The organism is Streptomyces sp. NPDC001933, assembly GCF_042890955.1.
Lineage (GTDB): Bacteria > Actinomycetota > Actinomycetes > Streptomycetales > Streptomycetaceae > Streptomyces.
Genome location: NZ_JBIASS010000002.1, coordinates 406020 through 424321, shown reverse-complemented (window position 1 = coordinate 424321; position 18302 = coordinate 406020). Strand labels below are relative to the sequence as shown.

Genomic DNA, 18302 nt, shown 5'->3' with positions numbered 1-18302 from the left:
CGGCGGACGGCGCTTCAGCGAGGGTCAGTACGGCTTCACCAGTACGTGGGCGGCGCCCGGAATGCCGACCTTCAGCAGCTCGTCCTCGTCGGGCGTCGTCTCGTTGCCCGTCTCCTGCTTGAGCACCGCACGCGACATGGCCTGCACCCACATGGCCCGGGGGCGGCGGCGTGCCTCCCACGCTTCGAGCGCCTCGGCCACGCCGGACCCGGCGTCCAGCGACTCGGCCAGCACCAGCGCGTCCTCCACGGCCATCGCGGCGCCCTGGGCGATGTGCGGGGTGGAGGCGTGCGCGGCATCACCGGCCAGGACGACCCGGCCGACGTGCCACGGCTCCTCGACCGTCACCTGGGAGATCCGCGAGTACACCACCGAGGCCGGGTCGGTGACGGTGGCGAGCGCCTCGGCGACCGGACCGGAGAACATCGCCAGCCGCTCGGTGAGCTGCTCGTGGGCCCGCTCCGGGTCCGGCCGGAAGTCCTCGGACTCCGCGAACACCGCGCCCAGGTACATCAGTTCCTCGGTGATCGGGGTGAGCAGCGCCTTGGCTTCCTTGCCCGCGGTGCCCATCACCACGCCCCGCACCTGCGGCTGCCTGGGGACCGTCACCCGCCAGTTGGCGAAGCCGGTGTACTCGGGGGTGTAGCGGTCCCCGTAGAGCCGGGTGCGCAGCGGCGAGCCGATGCCGTCGAAGCCGGCCACCAGGTCCCAGCGGCCCGAGGAGCCGTCGGACAGGGTGACGTCCACACCGGAGCCGTCGTCGGTCAGCTCGGTGATGGTGGTCCCGAAGCGGATCTTCGCACCCGCGGCGACGGCGGCGGAGTTCAGCACCCGGGCCAGGGCGGGGCGCGGGATGCCGTTGTTGGAGGGGGCGTCGCCCATCCGCGGCTGGGGTATCTCGGCGAGCGTGTTGCCGGCCGGGTCGGCGATGGTCAGGATCTCCCACTCGAAGCCCGCCTCCAGGCAGTCGTCGAGGACCCCGATCTCCCGCATGACGTGCAGGGCGTTGGACGGCTGGATGATGCCGACGCCGAGCGCGTCCAGCTCGTCGCGGAGCTCGGCGACCTCGACGGTGTGGCCGCGCCGGGCCAGTGCGGTGGCGAGCGTGAGCCCGCCGATGCCGCCGCCGTGGATCAGGACGCGCAGGGGTGTTGCCATCTCAGGTGTCTCCAGAGCGAGAAAGGTGCGGGGAGTTACGGGGCGGACGGTCAGCCGGCCGCGACGGGCAGGCTCATCAGGTGGTCCACCAGGGCCAGCAGCACGTCCCGGCCGAACGGGCGCTCGCGGACGTCACCGATCAGCAGCGGCACGTGCGGGTCGAGGTCGAGAGCGGCCCTGATCTCCTCCGGGGTACGGGTGTTGTGGCCGTGGAAGCAGTTGATCGCGACCACGAACGGGATGTCCCGGCTCTCGTAGAAGTCGATCGAGGCGAAGCTCGTCTCCAGCCTGCGGGTGTCGGCGATCACCACGCCGCCGAGCGCCCCGTTGACCAGGTCGTTCCACATGAACCAGAAGCGTTCCTGGCCGGGGGTGCCGAAGAGGTAGACCACCAGCTCGGGACTGACCGTGATGCGGCCGAAGTCCAGTGCGACGGTGGTGGTGTCCTTCTCGCCGACACCGGCCAGGTCGTCGACCCCGATGCTGGCCTTGGTCAGGTACTCCTCGGTGCGCAGTGGCGCGACCTCGCTGACCGCGCCCACCAGGGTGGTCTTGCCGACGCCGAAGCCTCCGGCGATAAGTATCTTGACGGCGGCGGGGGCCGCCTGACTGCTTGTCATCTTGGTTCAGAGTCTCCGGAGTCCGTCACGTACGGCGGCCAGCAGCCCCATGTCGCGCCCGCCCGCCACCCGCGCCACCGAGAGCGGGGCGCGGGCGAGCAGCAGGCCCTGGGCGACGAGGTCGGCCAGCAGGATCTTGGTCACCGACACCGGGAGGCCGAGGTCGGAGGCGACTTCGGCGACCGCGGCCGGGTGGCGGCAGCGCTCCAGGATCATCCGGTGTTCCGGCTGGAGCCTCCCGGGCCGCACCGGCGCACCGTGCTCGTCGCGGGGGTCCTGCGCGGTCGTGAGCACGGTGATCAGGCTGAAGTCGTCCCGCTCGGGAGCGGTCCGGCCCCGGGTGATGGTGTACGGGCGCACCATCGTGCCCGCCCCGTCCTCCTCGGCCTCGTCCTCCCAGTACGGGGTCACGCCCGCTGCCCGTCCCCGGTACCGAAGGCGTCGAACCCGCCGCGGGCCGGCGTGGTGAGCTTCTGGCCGACCTGCTGCACGAGGTTGTGCATGGCGAGCGACATGATCTCGGCGTCCACCTCCTGGGAGGCGATCACGGCGAGGTGGGTGCCCTGGGCGGCCGCGATGATGAAGAGCCAGAGGTCGTTCAGCTCGACGATGACCTGGTGCACGCCGCCGCCGTTGAAGAGCTGGCCGACACCGCGGGCCAGGCTCTGCTGGCCGGTGCAGATGGCGGCCAGCCGCTCGGCGTCGGCGCGGTCGATGGTGCGCGAGTGGCTCACCACGAGTCCGTCGTCGGACAGCAGGACGGCGTTCTGGGTCTCGGCCACCGAGTCCACCAGGCCGTCGAGCAGCCAGTCGAGATCCTGGTGGGTGGCGGTTGTGCGTGTCATGGCCGTTCTTCTCTCGTGGGGAGCGGGATCGCTGGCGGTGCAGGCTGCTTCGGTGCCTCGTCGGTCGCGCGGGCGGCACGGGACCGGCGCTGGAACGCCCCGATCGCGGCTCCGGCCCGGCGTGGCGCCGGTCGCGGCTGCGGGTTCTCGGGCCGGTCCGGCGGCTGCGGTGCGGCGGGCCGGGAGGCCGCCGGGTCGAGCCGCAGCTCGTCGGCCAGGCTGGCCTGCCGTACCCGGCGCGGCAACGGGGGCTCCGCACCGGGCGCGGGGAGGGCGGGCCGGTCGGACCCGGGCCCCGCGTCCCGGGCGTGGATGGCCGCCACGTCCGGCGGGGCCGGGTGGTCGGGCTCCGACACCGGCAGCCGGGCGGGCGGGACGCTTTCCGGCTCGGACAGCCGGGGCGCGGGAACCGGGAGGGGCGCCGCGCGGTCCGCCCCGGGGGCGGAGGCGTACGGAGCCGGGTACGGCTGCTGCGGAGTCGCGAACGGCTCCTGGTCACCGGGGTACCGGCCCTCGGGCGCCGGGTACGGCGGCTGGTCCACGGGGTACTGTCCGGCGGCCGTCATGTACGGCTGTTCCGCCTGGCCGTACGGGCTCTCCTGAGCGGCGTACGGCGCGGCCGGCGGAGCGTACGGCGGCACGTACGGCTGCTCCTGTTCCTGCTCCGGCCGGTACGGCTCCGGTTCCGGGACCGGGTAGGGCTGTTCGGCGGCCGGGAACGGCTGCTCGGTGGTGGCGTACGGGGCGCCTGACGTGTGCAGCGCGGTGACTCCGGCGAGCGCCTGGCCCTGTACGCGGGTGGGCAGCGCGCCGTCGGCCGAAGGGGCGGAGGGAGCCGGGGCGGCGGCCGGGGCCGGCACGCCGACCGGGCCGGTACGCGGTTCGGGGACGGTCAGCTCGTCGGGGACGAGCAGGACCACGCGGGTGCCGCCGTACGCGGAGGAGCGGAACTCCACCCGCAGGCCGTGCTGGTCCGCGAGCCGAGCGATCACGTACAGGCCGAGACGGATGTCGTCGGAGTGGGCGAGCACGTCCATCCGGGGCGGCCGGACCATCAGTTCGTTGGCCGCCGCCAGCTGGTCCTCCTCCATACCCAGTCCCCGGTCCTCGACCTCGATGGCCAGACCGCGGCTCACCTTCGCAGCCCTGACCTCGACCGGGCTCGGCGGCCGGGAGAAGCTGAGCGCGTTCTCGATGAGCTCGGCGAGCACATGGGAGACCGGGCCGACGGCCCGCTCCGACAGCCAGGGGCTGCCGTCGAGATCCAGCACCACGCGCCGGTAGTCCTGCACCTCGCCCTGGGCGGAACGCATCACGTCCAGCAGCGGAACCGGCTTGCGCCAGCGCCGGTGCGGGGAACCGCCCGCGAGGATCACCAGGTTCTCCTCGTACCGCCGCAGTCGGGCGGTGAGGTGGTCCAGGTCGAAGAGGCCGTCGAGCACCTCGGGGTCCTCGTGCTTGCGCTCCAGCTCGTCCAGCTTCTTCAGCTGCTGGCCGATCAACTGCTGGGTGCGGCGGGCGATGCGCTGGAGCAGCCGCTCGAAGCCGCGGTGCTGGTCGGCCTGTTTGACGGCCGCGGCCAGCGCACTGGTGCGCGCCAGGTTGAGCGCGTCGCCGAGCTGGGTCAGCTCGTCGCTGCGGCTGTCCTTGCCGTCGGGCTCGATGGCCCGCGCCTCGGCCTCGACATCGATCCGCTCGCCCTGGGCGAGCCGCTCGACGACGTCCGGCAGGGCCTTCTCCAGCTCCTCGGCCCGCTCCTGGAGGCTGCCGATCCGGCGGCGGAGGTTGCGGGTGAGGCGCCAGGTGGTCCAGATGACCGCGATCACGGCCAGCAGGCCGACGACCGTGGTCAGCACCATCTTGAACAGCAGCGACATGACGCTGCCCTTGCCCTCCTCGACCACACTGGCGGTGCGGTGCTCAAGGAGCTTCTCGATCTGCGGGGTGAGTTCGTCCAACGCCCCGCGCCAGGTCTTCTCCTGGGCGCCGAGGGTGACGAACCCCTTCGCGTCGGCATCGGCCGGGCGCAGTACGTCGTTCTCCACCCGCGTCTTGGTCTTCCAGGCCGAGCTGCGGGTGATCTCCTCCCACATGGCCTTCTCGTCCGGGGGCAGTTGGGGAACGACCTTGGTGGAGTACTGGAGTTCCTGGCCGGAGACGGCCTCCCGGACCAGCTTGAGGTCCTCGGTGCTCAGCTTCCCCTTGGACCAGCCGCGCGCCAGCAGGGCGTCCGAGCGGGAGATCATCTCCTTGGTCCAGAACAGGTCGACCAGGGGCTGCGAGAGCGTGGTGATCCGGCCGTTGTCGACATGGCTGAGCGCCGCGAAGAGCTGGAGGTCGACCGCGATCAGATCCGTGTAGTAGCCGTACACGGCCTTCTGCTGGTCGCTGCCGCCGTCGTCGACGAGGGCGCGCTGGGCCGGGAGCTGGTTGATGGCCTCCCGGGCCTTGCCGACCGCGTCACGGACCTCGGCGGGTGCGTCGTCGGTGGCCACGTCGGAGAGCGTCTGGAAGCTCTTGACGGCGTCGTCGGTCAGCTTGCGCTGCCGCTGGAGTTCGTCGGTGGCGCCCTCGTGCCGGGCGAGCGCCTCGGCGCTGAGCCGGCGCTCCGCCTGGAGGTTGTAGTACACGATGTTGGACGGCTGGCCGGCCTTCTGTGCCAACTGCCCCTGGGCGGCCTGGCGCTGGAAGTCCAGCAGGGTCTGACCACTGGTGACGGCCCAGAGGGCGGCCAGTGCGACGCCGGGAACGATGGCCAGGACGAGCAGGGCTGTCCGCAGCGACATGGTGGCCGGTGCGGTCCGCCGTGAGGCGCGCGTGCGCAGGGCGTGCTCCTTGATGATGCCAGCCTCAGGACTGGTCAAATCCGTTGAGAACTTCGACACATAGATATTAGTCACAGTGAAAAAACGAAAAGGAAGCGGGCTCACACGGGCATTACCGATCACACACAGCTTCGCCATCATGCTGCGGAAGAGCCGGGGCCGTCCCGTTCCGAGTAGCGGGCCGGGAGGCAAGGGGGACGCTTGAACCGTCCCCGCGGAGTCATGAACCGACCCAGGAAGGTCACCGGTGGCCACCGAACAGCCGCCGCGCCCCGCGGCCAGGTCGTACGACGGCGAAGGCATCACCGTCGAGTACGACGTGCACCGCTGCCTGCACGCCGCCGAATGCGTACGCGGACTCCCGTCGGTCTTCGACACCGGCCGCAAGCCGTGGATCCGGCCCGACGGCGCCCCGGCCTACGACATCGCCGACGTCATCCACCGCTGCCCCAGCGGGGTCTGCGGCGAGCACGGGTGAACCCACCGCGCGGCGGGGGCGCGGCGCGCCGTACGGGTGAGGCACGGTCGGCGATATATCTGTATTGAGTGCTGTTCGCCCGTTACGTATCACCCGAACCCGGGACGCCCGTCCGCGCAGGGCGCGGAACGCCCCCCGGGGCCGAATGACCGCGCTCATCGTCTGCCACTTCGTCCTGGCCGCCTTCGCGCGCCCGCTGGTACGGAGGCTGGGCAGACGCGCCTTCGTCGTCCTCGCGCTGCCACCGGCCGCCGCCACCGTGTGGGCGGCCACGCAGTGGAACACCGCGGCGTCCGGTGGCGCGGTCACCTGGTCGTGGCGGTGGATGCCCGCGTACGACGTCACCGTCGCGCTGCGGTTCGACGCGCTCGCCGAACTGATGGTGCTGCTCGCGGCCGGGATCGGCACGCTCGTCCTGCTCTACTGCGCCTCGTACTTCACCGACGAAACCCCGCAACTGGCCGGATTCGCCGGGAATCTCCTGGCGTTCGCGGGCGCCATGCTCGCCCTCGTCCTCGCCGACGACCTGATCTCGCTCTATGTGTTCTGGGAGCTGACCACGGTCTTCTCGTTCCTGCTGATCGGATACGACAGAGAGCAGAAGCACAGCCGCCGCTCCGCGCTCCAGGCGCTCACCGTGACCACCCTCGGCGGTCTCGCGATGTTCGTCGGCTTCCTGATCCTCGGTCAGTCGGCGGGCACGTACCGCATCTCCGCCATCCTCGCCGACCCGCCCCGCGCCACCCTCGCGGTCTCCGTCGCGGTGGTGCTGATCCTGTGCGGGGCCCTGTCGAAGTCGGCGATCTGGCCGTTCAGCCTCTGGCTGCCCAACGCCATGGCCGCGCCCACACCCGTCAGCGCGTATCTGCACGCCGCCGCGATGGTGAAGGCCGGGGTCTACCTGGTCGCGCGGCTCGCGCCCGGCTTCGCGGACGTGCCCGTCTGGCGGCCCGTCGTGATCGTCCTCGGCGCCGCGACCATGCTGCTCGGCGGCTGGCGGGCGCTGCGCCTGAACGACCTCAAACTCGTCCTCGCCTACGGCACCGTCAGCCAGCTCGGCTTCCTCACTCTGCTCGCCGGGGCCGGCAACCGGGACACCGCGCTGGCCGCCGCCGTCATGATCCTGGCCCACGCACTGTTCAAGGCCCCGCTGTTCCTCGTCACCGGCATCGTCGACCACGCCGCGGGCACCCGTGATCTGCGCAGGCTCTCCGGCGTGGGCCGGGCGCTGCCGCACGTCTGCGCGGTCGCGGTCCTCGCCGCCGCGTCCATGGCGGCCCTGCCCCCGCTGCTCGGCTTCGCCGCCAAGGAGGCGGCCTTCGAGGCGCTGTTTGAGGGATCGACCGCCGACCGCTGGGCGCTGGGGGTCACGGTCGCGGGCTCGGCGCTGACCGTCGCGTACACCTTGCGGTTCGTCTGGGGCGCCTTCTGCCGCAAGCCGGGGGTTGAGGACACCCCGGTGCACCGGGTCGGGTGGGCGTTCCTCGCGCCGCCCGCCCTGCTCGCGCTGTGCGGGCTGGTGCTGGGGCCGGGCGTCGGCTGGACCGACCGGCTGTTCAGCGCGTACGCGGACGCCTTCGAGCCGTCCGCGCATCCGTACCACCTCGCGCTCTGGCACGGCTTCGGGACCGCTCTGCTGCTCTCCGCCGTCGCCGCCACGGGCGGTGTGCTGCTCTTCCTGGGACGCGTCGGAGTGACCCGGCTCTCCCGGCGGATCGCCTGGCCCACCGCCGACAGCGTCTTCGGGCACCTGCTGCTCGGCCTGGAACGGCTCTCCCTCCAGCTCACCGGCTTCGTCCAGCGCGGCTCGCTCTCCGGCTACCTCGCCACCACCCTGCTCGTGATGCTGGCCGGCCAGCTCACCGTCCTCGTCATGGACCGGCCCTGGCACACGGCCGCCGCCCCGAGGATCTGGGACCTCCCCCTCCAGGGCGCCGTCGCCGTACTGACCTGCGCGGCCGCACTCCTGTGCCTCACCGTCCGCCGCCGGATGAAGGCCGTGGTCCTGGCCGGGCTCACCGGATACGGCGCGGCGCTCCTCTTCGTCGTCCAGGGCGGCCCGGACCTGGCGCTCACCCAGTTCTGCGTCGAGACCGTGTCGATGATCGTGTTCGTGCTGGTGCTGCGGCGGATGCCGGTGCACTTCCAGGAGTCCGTCAGCACCTGGCGGCGCGCGGTGCGCATCCCGGTGGCGCTGGCCGCGGCGGCGACGCTCGGCGTGGTGGTGTGGGTCGCGGCGGCCGCCCGCAAGGCCGACCCGGCGGGCGCGGCCATGGTCGAGGAGGTCTCCCACCACGGGCTCAAGGACGTCGTGGCCACCATCCTGGTCGACCTGAGGTCCTGGGACACGATGGGGGAGTCGGCGGTGCTCGCGGCGGCGGCGGTCGGCGTCACGAGCCTGATCTACCTGCACCGCCGGACCGAGGAGTCGTCACCGCGCGACGAGGTACGGGGACGTACCGCCTGGTCATTGACGGCACCCGCGATGACGGGCCTTCCGCACGGCGACGAGGGGGCACCGGAGCGCGGCTGGCTCGCGGCCGGCTCGACGCTGGCGCCCGAGCACCGCTCCGTCGTCTTCGAGGTCGTGGCCCGGCTGCTGTTCCATCCGGTCCTGGTGCTCTCGCTGTACCTGCTGTTCTGCGCCGAGAACATGCCGGGCGGCGGCTTCGTCGCCGGGCTCGTCGCCGGACTCGCCCTGATCACCCGTTACCTGGCGGGCGGCCGGTTCGAACTGGCCGAGGCCGCCCCGCTCCAGCCCGGACTCTTCACCGGCCTCGGACTGTTCCTCTCCACCGGCGTCGCCCTGCTCGGCCTCGCCGACGGAACGGTCCTGCACGCCTGGACCCACCACGGCCGGCTGCCGCTGATCGGCGAGTACCACATCGGCACGCCCGTCCTCTTCGACTTCGGGGTCTATCTGCTGGTCCTGGGCGTCGTGCTGGACATCGTGCGCGCCCTCGGCGCCAAGATCGACCGCCAGATCGAGCGCGCGGCGGCCGAGCAGGCGGCCGCGGCCACCACCGCCGCACCACCGCGGCCGGCACCCGGCACGGGAGGCACCCCCGGATGACCGTCAGCGCCTCCCTCCTGGCCACCGCCGCGGTGCTGTGCGCGGTCGGCGGCATCCTCATGCTCACCCGCCCGCTCACCCGCATCCTGCTCGGCGCGGTCATCGCCGGCAACGGCATCAACCTGCTCGTCCTCGCCGCGGGCGGACGCGCCGGGGCGGAACCGCTCCTCTACGGCGTCCCGCTGGGCCGGGTCACCGACCCGCTGCCCCAGGCCATCGCGCTCACCGCGATCGTCATCACCCTCGCCACCACCGCGTTCCTCCTCGCCATGGCCTACCGCAGCCACCAGCTGACCGGCACCGACGAGGTCCACGACGACCTGGAGGACCGCCGGATCGCGCTGCGCGCCGAGGTACTGGGGGAGCGGGACGAACTGCGCGAGCGCTACCGGGCCGCCGACGACGTCACGGCCGAGGAACGCACCCGGTACCGCGCGGAACGCCGCCGCCTGCGGGCCCGGCTGCGCGCCGACCGCGCCCTCCAGGCCCGCGGCCGGTACGCCACCGGGGACCTCTGGCACGACGTGCTGGGCGCCGACCCCGAGGACTACGCGGCCCAGCAGGACCGCCCCGACGCCGACCCGGGAGCCACCGGATGAACGCACTCGTCCCCCTGCCGGTGCTGCTGCCGCTCTGCGCCACCGGCCTGAGCCTCGCCTTCGGCACCCGCCTCAAACAGCTCCAGCGCCTCATCAGCGTCGCCGTGCTCACAGCCGTACTGGGGCTCTCCGTCACCCTGATGACCATCGCCGACATGCGCGGCCCGCTCACCGTCCACCTCGGCGACTTCGCCCCGCCGCTCGGCATCACCCTGGTCGCCGACCGGCTGTCCGGACTGATGCTGACCGTCTCCTCGGCCGTCACCCTCTGCGTGCTGGTCTACTCCCTCGGGCAGGGCATGGCCGACCGGGAGGAGGAGACACCCGTCGCGGTCTTCCACCCGGCGTATCTGATCCTGGTCGCCGGGGTCTCCTGCACCTTCCTCGCCGGTGACCTCGTCAACCTCTACGTCGGCTTCGAGATCATGCTCGTCGCCAGCTTCGTCCTGCTCACCCTCGGCGGCACCGGCCCCCGCATCCGCGCGGGCTCCACGTACGTGATCATCTCCCTCTTCTCGTCGATGCTGTTCCTCACCGGCATCGCCATGACGTACGCGGCGACCGGCACCGCGAACTTCGCCCAGCTCGCCGGCCGCCTCGCCGGACTCCCGCTCGGCGTCCAGACCCTGATCCAGGCGATGCTGCTCACCGTCTTCGCCATCAAGGCCGCCGTCTTCCCGCTCGCCGCCTGGCTCCCCGACTCCTACCCGACCGCACCCGCCCCGGTCACCGCCGTCTTCGCCGGACTGCTCACCAAGGTCGGCGTCTACTGCATGCTGCGCACCGAGACCCTGCTCTTCCCCGGTAACCGGCTGGGCGATCTGCTGATGGCCGCCGCGCTCGCCTCGATGGTCGTCGGGATCCTCGGAGCCGTCGCCCAGACCGACCTGAAACGGCTGCTCTCCTTCACCCTCATCAGCCACATCGGCTTCATGGTCTTCGGGATCGGCCTCGCCACCCGGGACGCGTACGGCGGCGCGATCGTCTACGTCGCCCACCACATCACCGTCCAGACCACGCTGTTCCTGGTGGCCGGGCTGATCGAACGCCGGGGCGGCACCACCGAACTCACCCGGATCGGCGGCCTCGCCAAGGCCGCCCCGCTGCTCGCCGCCCTCTTCTTCGTACCCGCCATGAACCTGGCCGGCATCCCGCCGCTCTCCGGCTTCATCGGCAAACTCGGGCTGATGAGGGCCGGTGTCGCCGACGGCGGCGTCTGGGCGTGGATCCTCGTCACCGGGTCGGCGGTGACCAGCCTCCTGACCCTGTACGTGATCGCCAAGGTCTGGAACCTGGCGTTCTGGCGGGCCGCACCCCCCGGACAGGCCGCCACCGGCACCGTCCTGGAATCCGACTCCGACGAGGACGACGACGATGCGGACGCGGGCCCCGACCGGATCCCCGGCACCGGCGACGAACCGGTCCGCCCCCGCCACCAGCCCGCCGGACGGGCCGTCGCGGCCACCCTGCACGGGCACGCCGTCACCACCACGACGAAACTGCCCCTGCCGATGACCTGGGCCACCGCCGCGACCGTCGCGCTCGGCCTGGCCTTCACCGTGTTCGCCGGGCCCCTGACCTCGTACACCGACCGCGCGGCCGCCGAACTCCTCGCGCGGACCCCCTACGTGACGGCGGTGCTCGGCCGGTGAAACGCCTGCTCAGGCTGTCCTTCCGGAACAAGGACCTGCCCCCCTTCAGCTGCGAGTTCGTCGGGCGGCGACGACGCGTGCTCGACCTCCCGCTGATCGCCTGGCTCACCCTGATCTGGGTGCTGCTCTGGTCCAGCCCCAACTGGGTCAACCTGCTGACCGGCGTGGTCGTCGCCGTCGCCGTCTGCCTGGCCTTCCCGCTGCCCCGGGTCGACCTGGGCCTCCGCCTGCACCCCTGGGGCATCCTGATGCTCGCCGGGTACCTGCTCTACGACATGTACACCTCGGGCGTACGCGTCACCCGGCAGATCTTCGTCGACCACCCGCACCGGGCCGCCGTCATCGCGGTACCGCTGCGCTGCCGCTCCGACCTGATGCTCGCGGCCACCGCCGTCGCCGTGTCCAACGTGCCCGGCGGATCGGTCGTCGAGGTACGCCGCGCCACGGCCACCGTCTTCCTGCACGTCCTCGACGCGGACCGGCCCGCCGTGCTCGACGCGGCGCGCCGCTCCGTCTGGCGCCTGGAACGGCTGACCGTACGGGCCTTCGGCACCGCGGACGAGATCGCCCGCGTCGCCGCACCGCCTCCACCGACCGCATCCGACCGGGAGGGCGACGCATGAGCGCACCGGAGACCGTCGACCGGGCACTGCTCACCGCGGCCGTCGTGGTGATCGTCATCGCCGGAGCGGGGCTCCTCGCCCGCATCTGGCGGGGCCCCTCCATGCTTGACCGGGCCATCTCGCTCGATGTGTGCGCGGCCCTCATCATCGCGGGCCTCGGCGCCAAGTCCGCCTTCGCGCGCGACTCGTTCTACTTCCCGATCATGCTGGTGCTGGCGTTCCTCGGGTTCACGGGGTCGGTCGGCATCGCCCGCTTCATCGCCGTACGCGACAGACCGCCGCGACGCGGCACGGACCGGACCGGGGGCGGCAACGGAGGCGGCGAGGGGGAAGCGCGGTGAACGTCTGGTTCCAGATCCTCGACATGGCGGGCGCGGTCCTGGTCTTCATCGGCGCGGCCATCTGCCTGCTCGGTGTGATCGGGATGCTGCGGCTGCCGGACGTGCTCTCCCGCAGCCATGCCGCGACCAAGCCGCAGACCCTCGGCATGCTCCTGGTCCTCGCCGGGGTCGCCCTGCGGCTGCGCAGCGGCATGGACCTGGCGACCCTCGGGCTGATCGGCTTCTTCCAGCTGATGACCGGCCCCGTCGCCGCCCACCTCGTGGCGCGGTCCGCCTACCGGACCGGCCAGATCGACCACGGCGAGCTGCTCTTCGACGAACTGGACGAGCAGCTGACCGAGGAGAAGTGAGCAGTAAGAAGTGACGGGGCGGGGCACCTCCGGCATCCGTGCATGAATGCCGGGGGACGGGGGCCCCGCCTCCTCATCGCCGGACGTATCGCGTCAGACGTTCGGGTTCAGCACCGGGTTGTGCCGCCCCAGGATCATGTCCGTGCGCGCCGGCAGCGCCGCGTCCACCATCTCCGGCTGCGGGAACACCCAGTAACGCCCCTCCGCGATCTGCTCGAAGCACCGCCGCGCGTGCTCCAGCGGCGTGATCCCGGCGGAGTCGGCCCGCGCCTGGAGCTGCGCGTTGAACGCGGCGACCTCCGGCTGAGCCCCCTGGCCGGGAGCGTCGACCTTGAAGATCTCGCTCTGGACGGAGTCCGGGAAGACGACCGACACCTGGATGTCCGACTGCTTCATCTGCAACTCGTAGGCGAGCGACTCGGTCAGCGCCAGCGTGCCGAACTTCGTCACGCTGTACGGCGCCATCAGCGGGCTCGGCAGGAACCCGCCGACGGACGACACGTTCACCACCCACGCCTTCCCGCCCCGGGCGAGCAGCCGCGGCACGAAGGCCCGGATGCCGTTGACGTACCCGCCGATGTTGATCCGCAGCATGGCGTCCCAGCGCTCGGCAGGGATCTCCCAGGAGTAGCCCATCGCCATGATCCCCGCGCTGTTGAGCAGCAGATCGACCGTGCCGAAGCGCTCGTACGCCCGCTCGGCGAGCGCCTCCACGGAGGCCGGGTCGGAGACGTCGGTGACGACGCCCTCGACCTCGGTGCCCTTGTCGGCGAGCGCCCGCACCACGGCGGCCAGCCGGTCCTCGGCGATGTCGGCGAGGACCAGCTTCATTCCGAGGGAGGCGGCGTGCTCGGCGAAGCCGGCGCCGATGCCCGCGGAGGCCCCGGTGATGACGGCGACCTTGCCCTGGAAGGTGTCCTGTGAGGTGGTCATGAAACGTCCTGTTCCTCGATCGTGGGTGTGCGGCGGTTTTAGCGCAGGATGTCCTGCACGGCCGCGAGCTCCTCGGCGTCCGGCTCCCAGCCGATCGCCGCGGCGTTGGCGGCGACCTGCTCGGGGGTGGTGGCGCCGGCGATGACGGAGGCGACGCCGTCCTGGGCGAGGAGCCAGCCGAAGGCGAGCTCGATGATGCTCCGCCCGCGGTCGGCCGCGAACCGGGTCAGCTGCTCGACCTTGCGGAAGTTCTCCTCGGTCGCCACCTGGGCGAAGTACGGGATGAGCGCGAAGCGCGACCCTTCGGGGTACGGCTGCCCGGCGGCGTACTTGCCCGTGAGCAGGCCGGAGGCGAGCGGGAAGTAGGGCACGACACCCATGCCGGCCGCCCGCGCCGCCGGAACGACACCGGCCTCCACATCGCGCGAAAGCAGGTTCCACTCGGCCTGCACCCCGGTGAAGGGGGTGAGCCCGAGCTTCTCGGCGACCTGACGGGAGCCGCTGATCTGCCCCGCGTCGACGTTCGAGGTGGCCACGTGCAGCACCTTGCCGGCCCGCACCAGCTCGTCGAGCGTCTCCACGACCTCCTCGACCGGCGCCTCGGGGTCCGGGTAGTGCTGGTAGTAGACATCGATCCGGTCGGTACCCAGACGGCGCAGGCTCGACTCGCACGCCTCGCGGATGCGCGTCGCGAGAGCGCCCGGCGCGTAGGGCTCGTCCTGCGGCCGCGGAAGGTACTTGGTGGCGATGACGGTCTCGTCGCGGCGCCCCGCGAGGGCGGCGCCGAGGAACTCCTCGGACTTGCCGTCGCCGTACATCTCAGCGGTGTCGAAGTGGGTGATACCCGCGTCCAGGGCGGCGGCGACCACCGCCCGGCTCCCTTCGGCGTCCAGCTTCATCCCGAAGTTGTTGCACCCCAGGCCCACCACCGACAGCTGTGGACCACCGTCGCCGTACTCACGCGTTTCCATTGTTCAAGGCCTCCACTTGTCTTCTCTCCGTCACGGGTCGGGCGAGCGCCGCCCCGACCCGGATCGCTTCACTTTAGACGAGTGACTAAAGTCGAGGACATGGACTCCGACAAGCACGACGAGCCCGCGAACCGTCCCGGCCGCCGGCCGCGTCTGGGCCGGGAGCAGACAGTGGCCGCACTGGTCTCCTCCGCGCGGGCCCTCTTCGCCGAACGCGGCCCCGACTCGGTGTCGCTCCGCGATGTCGCCCAGCACGCAGGCGTCAATCACGGCCTCATCCACCACTACATCGGCGGCCGCGAGGACCTCATCCGTGCCGTGCTCGACGTGTCGGAGCGCGAGACCCTGGAGGCGGTGCGCACGGCCTCCGACCCGCTCGACGCCCTCGCCAGGCTCCGCAGCGAGGAACATCGCAGCATGGACTACGTGCGCCTCGTGTCCTGGCTGGCGCTGAGCAACCGGGCCCCCTCCTCCTTCCAGGAACGCTCGTCGGCGCTGGACGCCGCGGTGTCACTGGGGGCGCAGGACAGCGCGGAGGTACGCGAGGCCTTCGCCATCGCCATCGCGCAGCTGCTGGGCTGGGAGCTGTTCGGCGCCTTCGCCCTCCGCGCCGCCGGCATCGACGGCGACCCGGCCGACCACCGCGGCGCGGTCCACCGGGTCATCGACGACTACATGCGCTCGGCCACCGAGCTCCCCGACGACCGCTCCTGAGCGCTTCGAGCACGGCGCGAGGCGTGGCAACAGGACCGGCCCCCGGCCACGCCCTAGCCTCCGCATCATGCTGCGTATCGCCGACACCCGCACCGGCCACCTCGTGGAAGTCCCCGCCGCCCCACGCCACCTGCTGCGCAGCCGCGTCCAGCTGCCCGACATCGGTACGGGGCCGGACACCGGCACCGGGCTCGGCCCCGTGCACCTGCGCGTCCCGCTGATCGGCGACGTACTGGCCCGCACCGCCGAGCTGAACGGCCTCCAGGTCATCACGGTCCTCACCACCCCGGAGCTGACGCCCGACCGGGCCCGTGCCCTGGACCGGGTCATGGCGGTGCTCGGCATCCATCCCCCCGCAGTCGTCGGAGCCCACCGCCCGGACGCGGCACTGGGCGGCCCCGCCGACATCCACGTGGTCTCCGAGGGCACCGACCCGGCCGACGCCGAGGGCGGCGCCCTGATCGAGGTGGGCCAGGTCACCACGGCCCCACCGACCCAGGACTTCCCCGCCCCGGGCACACCCGATCCGACGGACACCGCCGACCCGCTGGCCGTGCGCCTCCTGCTGCTCACCAGCCCCTACAGAACACCGGTCACGGTCACCGGCGCCGCGCTCGCCGAGGCCAGGTGGACACTGCGCGACTGGCGCCGGTCGGTCGCCGACTGGGCGCAGGAGCCGTCCCACCCGATCCCCGCCGACCTGCTGCGGCAGTCGTACGCGGCGCTCGCCGAGGATCTCGACGTCGCCGCCGTCCTGGCCCTGCTGGCCGACCTGGCGGGCCGGTCCGATGTGCCGCCGGGCGCCAAGTTCGAGACCTTCGCCCACCTCGACCGGGTCCTCGGCCTGGACCTGGCCCGCGACGTGGGCCACCAGCGCCCCGCGTGACGGGCGGCCCGAGGGCCCGGCGCCCCTGGATCAGCGATCAGCCCTCCCGGCCCTGGTACGCCGTCGGCGGCCGGCCCAGGAGCTTCTTGAACGCGGCCGTGTAAGCAGCCGGGTTCTCGTAGCCGAGCAGGCCCGCGATACGCGTGACGGGCGTCCCCGCGGTGAGGTGCTGGAGGGAGTGCAGGACGCAGGCGCGCTGCCGCCACTGCGAGAAGGTCAGGCCGGTGCCGCGCCGGAACATGCGGGCCAGGGTGCGTTCGCTGACGTTGAGGGCCGCGCACCAGCGCGCGGGCGGGTCATGGACGTCCGGCTGCTGCAGGAACGCCTCGCACAGTCCGCGCAGCCGCGGATCGGACGGCAGCGGCACGTCGAGGGGCAGCGGGGTGAGGTTCCTGAGCTCGTGGAGGATGAGGGCCGCGACCGCCGCGTCGCGGCTGTGCTCCGGGTAGCGCGGCTCCATCTCGACGGCTTCCAGGATCAGCGCCCGGAGCAGGGCGGAGACGTCGACGGCCTGGCAGCGGGACGGGAACCACGGCACGGCGGCGGGCTCGATGTAGAGGCTGCGGGTGGAGACGCCCGTCATCGCGACCTGATGCGTGGTCCTGGGCGGGATCAGTACGGCGCGGGCGGTTGGCACCGTCCAGCTGCCGTCCGCCGTCTCGACCCGCATGACGCCCGTGGCGGCGTACAGGACCTGGGCGCGGCGGTGCTCGTGCCGGGGGAGCAGGTGGTCAGGGGGATAGTCGGTGCCGATGGCCAGCACGGCCCGATCGAGCCCGTCCACCTCCGCGACCGGAATGTTCCGCATGCCGCGAGGCTACGCGCGACCGAGTGCTGTGTCTGCTGCGCGTAGGAAGCAGTCAATTCATCGATTGCCCGCCAAGCCTGGCGCTTCCTAATGTCGGACCAGTGCTGACCCCCTTCCTCACCCTCCTGTCCCTCGGCTGCCTGACCGGCGTCACGACCGTGCTCTTCGGCTTCGGCGGCGGTTTCATCACGGTCCCCGTCGTCTACGGCGTCCTGACCATGACGGCGCGTCCCGGAACCGACGCGGACGCCATGCACATCGCCGTGGCGACCTCGGCGGCCGTCATGGTCGTCAACGCCGCGGCGGCGGCCCTGGCCCAGTGGCGTCAGGGCCGGCTGCGCCGCGAGTACGTGTGGCCGCTGGCGGCCTTCATCGCGGCGGGCGCCGTCGCCGGATCATTCGCGACCACCTTGATCGGCGGCACGGCGCTGCGCCTGCTGTTCGCCGCCTACCTGCTGGTCACGATCGCCGACAGCCTGCTGAGGAAGGGCTTCCTCTCGGTGGCGGACCGGACCCGTCCGCAGCCCCTGGACCGGGGAACCGTCACCTTCGGCGGCCTCGGCATCGGCCTCGTGGCGGCCGGCCTGGGCGTGGGCGGCAGCGTCATGACGGTCCCGCTCCTGCGGCGCAGGGGCCTGGCCATGGCCGAGGCGACCGCCATGGCCAACCCCCTCAGCGTCCCCGTCGCCGTGGCCGGAACCCTGGTCTACGCCCTCGCCCCCAACACCCCCGCCGCCCCGGGACAGCTCGGCTACGTCGACCTCACCGCGGGCGCCGCCCTTCTCATCGGCTCGCTCCCCACCATTGCGGTGGCCAGACGCCTCGTCGGCCGGGTCCCGGACCGCGTCCACTCCGTCGCCTACGTCGCGCTGCTCGTGGTCGTACTGATCGTGATGCTGGCCCTGGGCCTCTGACGCACCCACGGCCGCCTCCGAGGGTGACGCGAGCGGGCTCGTCCTGGAGATCCTGAAGAACCCGGACGCGGTGTACCAGTCGGAGGGCGGCGCCGGAAAGCTCATCCTCCGGAAGGGCGAGGGCGTCGTCGTGACTCATGGGCCGGGTTCCCAAGCCGGCCAGGCCATCACGGCGTACGGGCCGTCGGGTATCAAGGGTGAGTCCGGTGCGAGGGCGCTGGGCGGCGAGGCCACGGACCCCGGTCCACCGATCAACGACAGGGACATCGTGGAGGGAAGGATTCCGGGCAGGGACGGATTCATGCCCGGCGCGGAACTATTGAGGGAGCGCCAACCATGAGATTGACCATTGGCAACGACTGGCACGCGGAGGTGACGGCCGATCCGCTGCCCATCATTCCTCGCTTCTCGGGTAACTCCGTAGACATTGCACACTACGCGGATGTGGAGGAACGTGAGCGGTTCCTCCTGGCCACTTTCGGCAGCCAGGAACGGTTGTGGGATGCGCCCGA

At 72.0% G+C, this 18302-nt stretch carries 18 protein-coding genes; 10 read left to right on the top strand and 8 right to left on the bottom strand.

What is annotated here, in order from left to right; genetic code table 11:
* Positions 1-24: 24 nt before the first annotated feature.
* Genes ACFYY7_RS06765 through ACFYY7_RS06745 form a run of 5 tightly spaced genes read right to left on the bottom strand, consistent with a single transcriptional unit; the run spans position 25 to position 5487 of the window.
* Positions 25-1158, bottom strand: coding sequence for an FAD-dependent monooxygenase (locus tag ACFYY7_RS06765; RefSeq protein ID WP_388657948.1), 1134 nt, complete (start codon positions 1156-1158; stop codon positions 25-27).
* Between the two features lie 50 nt (positions 1159-1208).
* The gene (locus ACFYY7_RS06760; protein WP_388657946.1) at positions 1209-1778 is read right to left on the bottom strand and encodes an ATP/GTP-binding protein; all 570 of its coding nucleotides are present in this window, start codon (positions 1776-1778) and stop codon (positions 1209-1211) included.
* Between the two features lie 6 nt (positions 1779-1784).
* The gene (locus tag ACFYY7_RS06755) at positions 1785-2189 is read right to left on the bottom strand and encodes a DUF742 domain-containing protein (protein WP_388657943.1); all 405 of its coding nucleotides are present in this window, start codon (positions 2187-2189) and stop codon (positions 1785-1787) included.
* Positions 2186-2623, bottom strand: coding sequence for a roadblock/LC7 domain-containing protein (locus ACFYY7_RS06750; protein ID WP_266729143.1), 438 nt, complete (start codon positions 2621-2623; stop codon positions 2186-2188). Before ACFYY7_RS06750 ends, ACFYY7_RS06755 begins: the two co-directional genes overlap by 4 nt.
* Entirely contained in the window at positions 2620-5487 is a 2868-nt protein-coding gene (locus ACFYY7_RS06745; protein WP_388657939.1) for a nitrate- and nitrite sensing domain-containing protein, read from the bottom strand. The genes ACFYY7_RS06750 and ACFYY7_RS06745 overlap by 4 nt, the downstream gene beginning before the upstream one ends.
* A gap of 208 nt (positions 5488-5695) precedes the next feature.
* Here ACFYY7_RS06745 and ACFYY7_RS06740 point away from each other — a divergent pair, with 208 nt between their 5' ends.
* From ACFYY7_RS06740 to mnhG, 7 genes are all read left to right on the top strand, one after another.
* Positions 5696-5926 carry a (4Fe-4S)-binding protein gene (locus tag ACFYY7_RS06740; RefSeq protein ID WP_388657936.1) on the top strand — a complete coding sequence of 77 codons (231 nt, stop codon included), beginning with the start codon at positions 5696-5698 and terminating at the stop codon, positions 5924-5926.
* A 145-nt stretch (positions 5927-6071) separates the two neighbouring features.
* Entirely contained in the window at positions 6072-8999 is a 2928-nt protein-coding gene (locus ACFYY7_RS06735) for a Na+/H+ antiporter subunit A (RefSeq protein WP_388657933.1), read from the top strand.
* Positions 8996-9598, top strand: coding sequence for a Na(+)/H(+) antiporter subunit C (locus tag ACFYY7_RS06730; protein WP_388657931.1), 603 nt, complete (start codon positions 8996-8998; stop codon positions 9596-9598). Before ACFYY7_RS06735 ends, ACFYY7_RS06730 begins: the two co-directional genes overlap by 4 nt.
* The gene (locus tag ACFYY7_RS06725) at positions 9595-11250 is read left to right on the top strand and encodes a Na+/H+ antiporter subunit D (RefSeq protein WP_388657928.1); all 1656 of its coding nucleotides are present in this window, start codon (positions 9595-9597) and stop codon (positions 11248-11250) included. The genes ACFYY7_RS06730 and ACFYY7_RS06725 overlap by 4 nt, the downstream gene beginning before the upstream one ends.
* Positions 11247-11873 (top strand): Na+/H+ antiporter subunit E, encoded by a 627-nt coding sequence (locus ACFYY7_RS06720; protein WP_388657925.1) that lies wholly within the window; start codon positions 11247-11249, stop codon positions 11871-11873. The genes ACFYY7_RS06725 and ACFYY7_RS06720 overlap by 4 nt, the downstream gene beginning before the upstream one ends.
* Entirely contained in the window at positions 11870-12214 is a 345-nt protein-coding gene (locus ACFYY7_RS06715; protein ID WP_376307794.1) for a monovalent cation/H+ antiporter complex subunit F, read from the top strand. The genes ACFYY7_RS06720 and ACFYY7_RS06715 overlap by 4 nt, the downstream gene beginning before the upstream one ends.
* Positions 12211-12564: a monovalent cation/H(+) antiporter subunit G gene (gene mnhG, locus ACFYY7_RS06710; RefSeq protein ID WP_388657922.1), complete on the top strand. Its 354-nt coding sequence runs from the start codon at positions 12211-12213 to the stop codon at positions 12562-12564. The genes ACFYY7_RS06715 and mnhG overlap by 4 nt, the downstream gene beginning before the upstream one ends.
* A 93-nt stretch (positions 12565-12657) precedes the next feature.
* Here mnhG and ACFYY7_RS06705 read toward each other — a convergent pair whose 3' ends face one another.
* On the bottom strand, positions 12658-13497 hold the full coding sequence (locus tag ACFYY7_RS06705; protein WP_388657920.1) for an SDR family NAD(P)-dependent oxidoreductase: 840 nt from the start codon (positions 13495-13497) through the stop codon (positions 12658-12660).
* Positions 13498-13535: 38 nt separating this feature from the next.
* Positions 13536-14468: an aldo/keto reductase gene (locus ACFYY7_RS06700; protein ID WP_388657917.1), complete on the bottom strand. Its 933-nt coding sequence runs from the start codon at positions 14466-14468 to the stop codon at positions 13536-13538.
* A gap of 99 nt (positions 14469-14567) precedes the next feature.
* Here ACFYY7_RS06700 and ACFYY7_RS06695 point away from each other — a divergent pair, with 99 nt between their 5' ends.
* Both ACFYY7_RS06695 and ACFYY7_RS06690 read left to right on the top strand, forming a co-directional pair.
* Positions 14568-15182, top strand: coding sequence for a TetR family transcriptional regulator (locus tag ACFYY7_RS06695; protein WP_388657915.1), 615 nt, complete (start codon positions 14568-14570; stop codon positions 15180-15182).
* 67 nt (positions 15183-15249) lie between these two features.
* Positions 15250-16068, top strand: coding sequence for a hypothetical protein (locus ACFYY7_RS06690; RefSeq protein WP_388657912.1), 819 nt, complete (start codon positions 15250-15252; stop codon positions 16066-16068).
* A 37-nt stretch (positions 16069-16105) separates the two neighbouring features.
* Here ACFYY7_RS06690 and ACFYY7_RS06685 read toward each other — a convergent pair whose 3' ends face one another.
* Positions 16106-16876, bottom strand: a complete 771-nt coding sequence (locus ACFYY7_RS06685) for an AraC family transcriptional regulator (protein ID WP_388657910.1) — start codon at positions 16874-16876, stop codon at positions 16106-16108.
* A 101-nt stretch (positions 16877-16977) separates the two neighbouring features.
* Here ACFYY7_RS06685 and ACFYY7_RS06680 point away from each other — a divergent pair, with 101 nt between their 5' ends.
* Entirely contained in the window at positions 16978-17790 is an 813-nt protein-coding gene (locus ACFYY7_RS06680) for a sulfite exporter TauE/SafE family protein (protein ID WP_388657907.1), read from the top strand.
* The last annotated feature ends 512 nt before the right edge of the window (positions 17791-18302 follow it).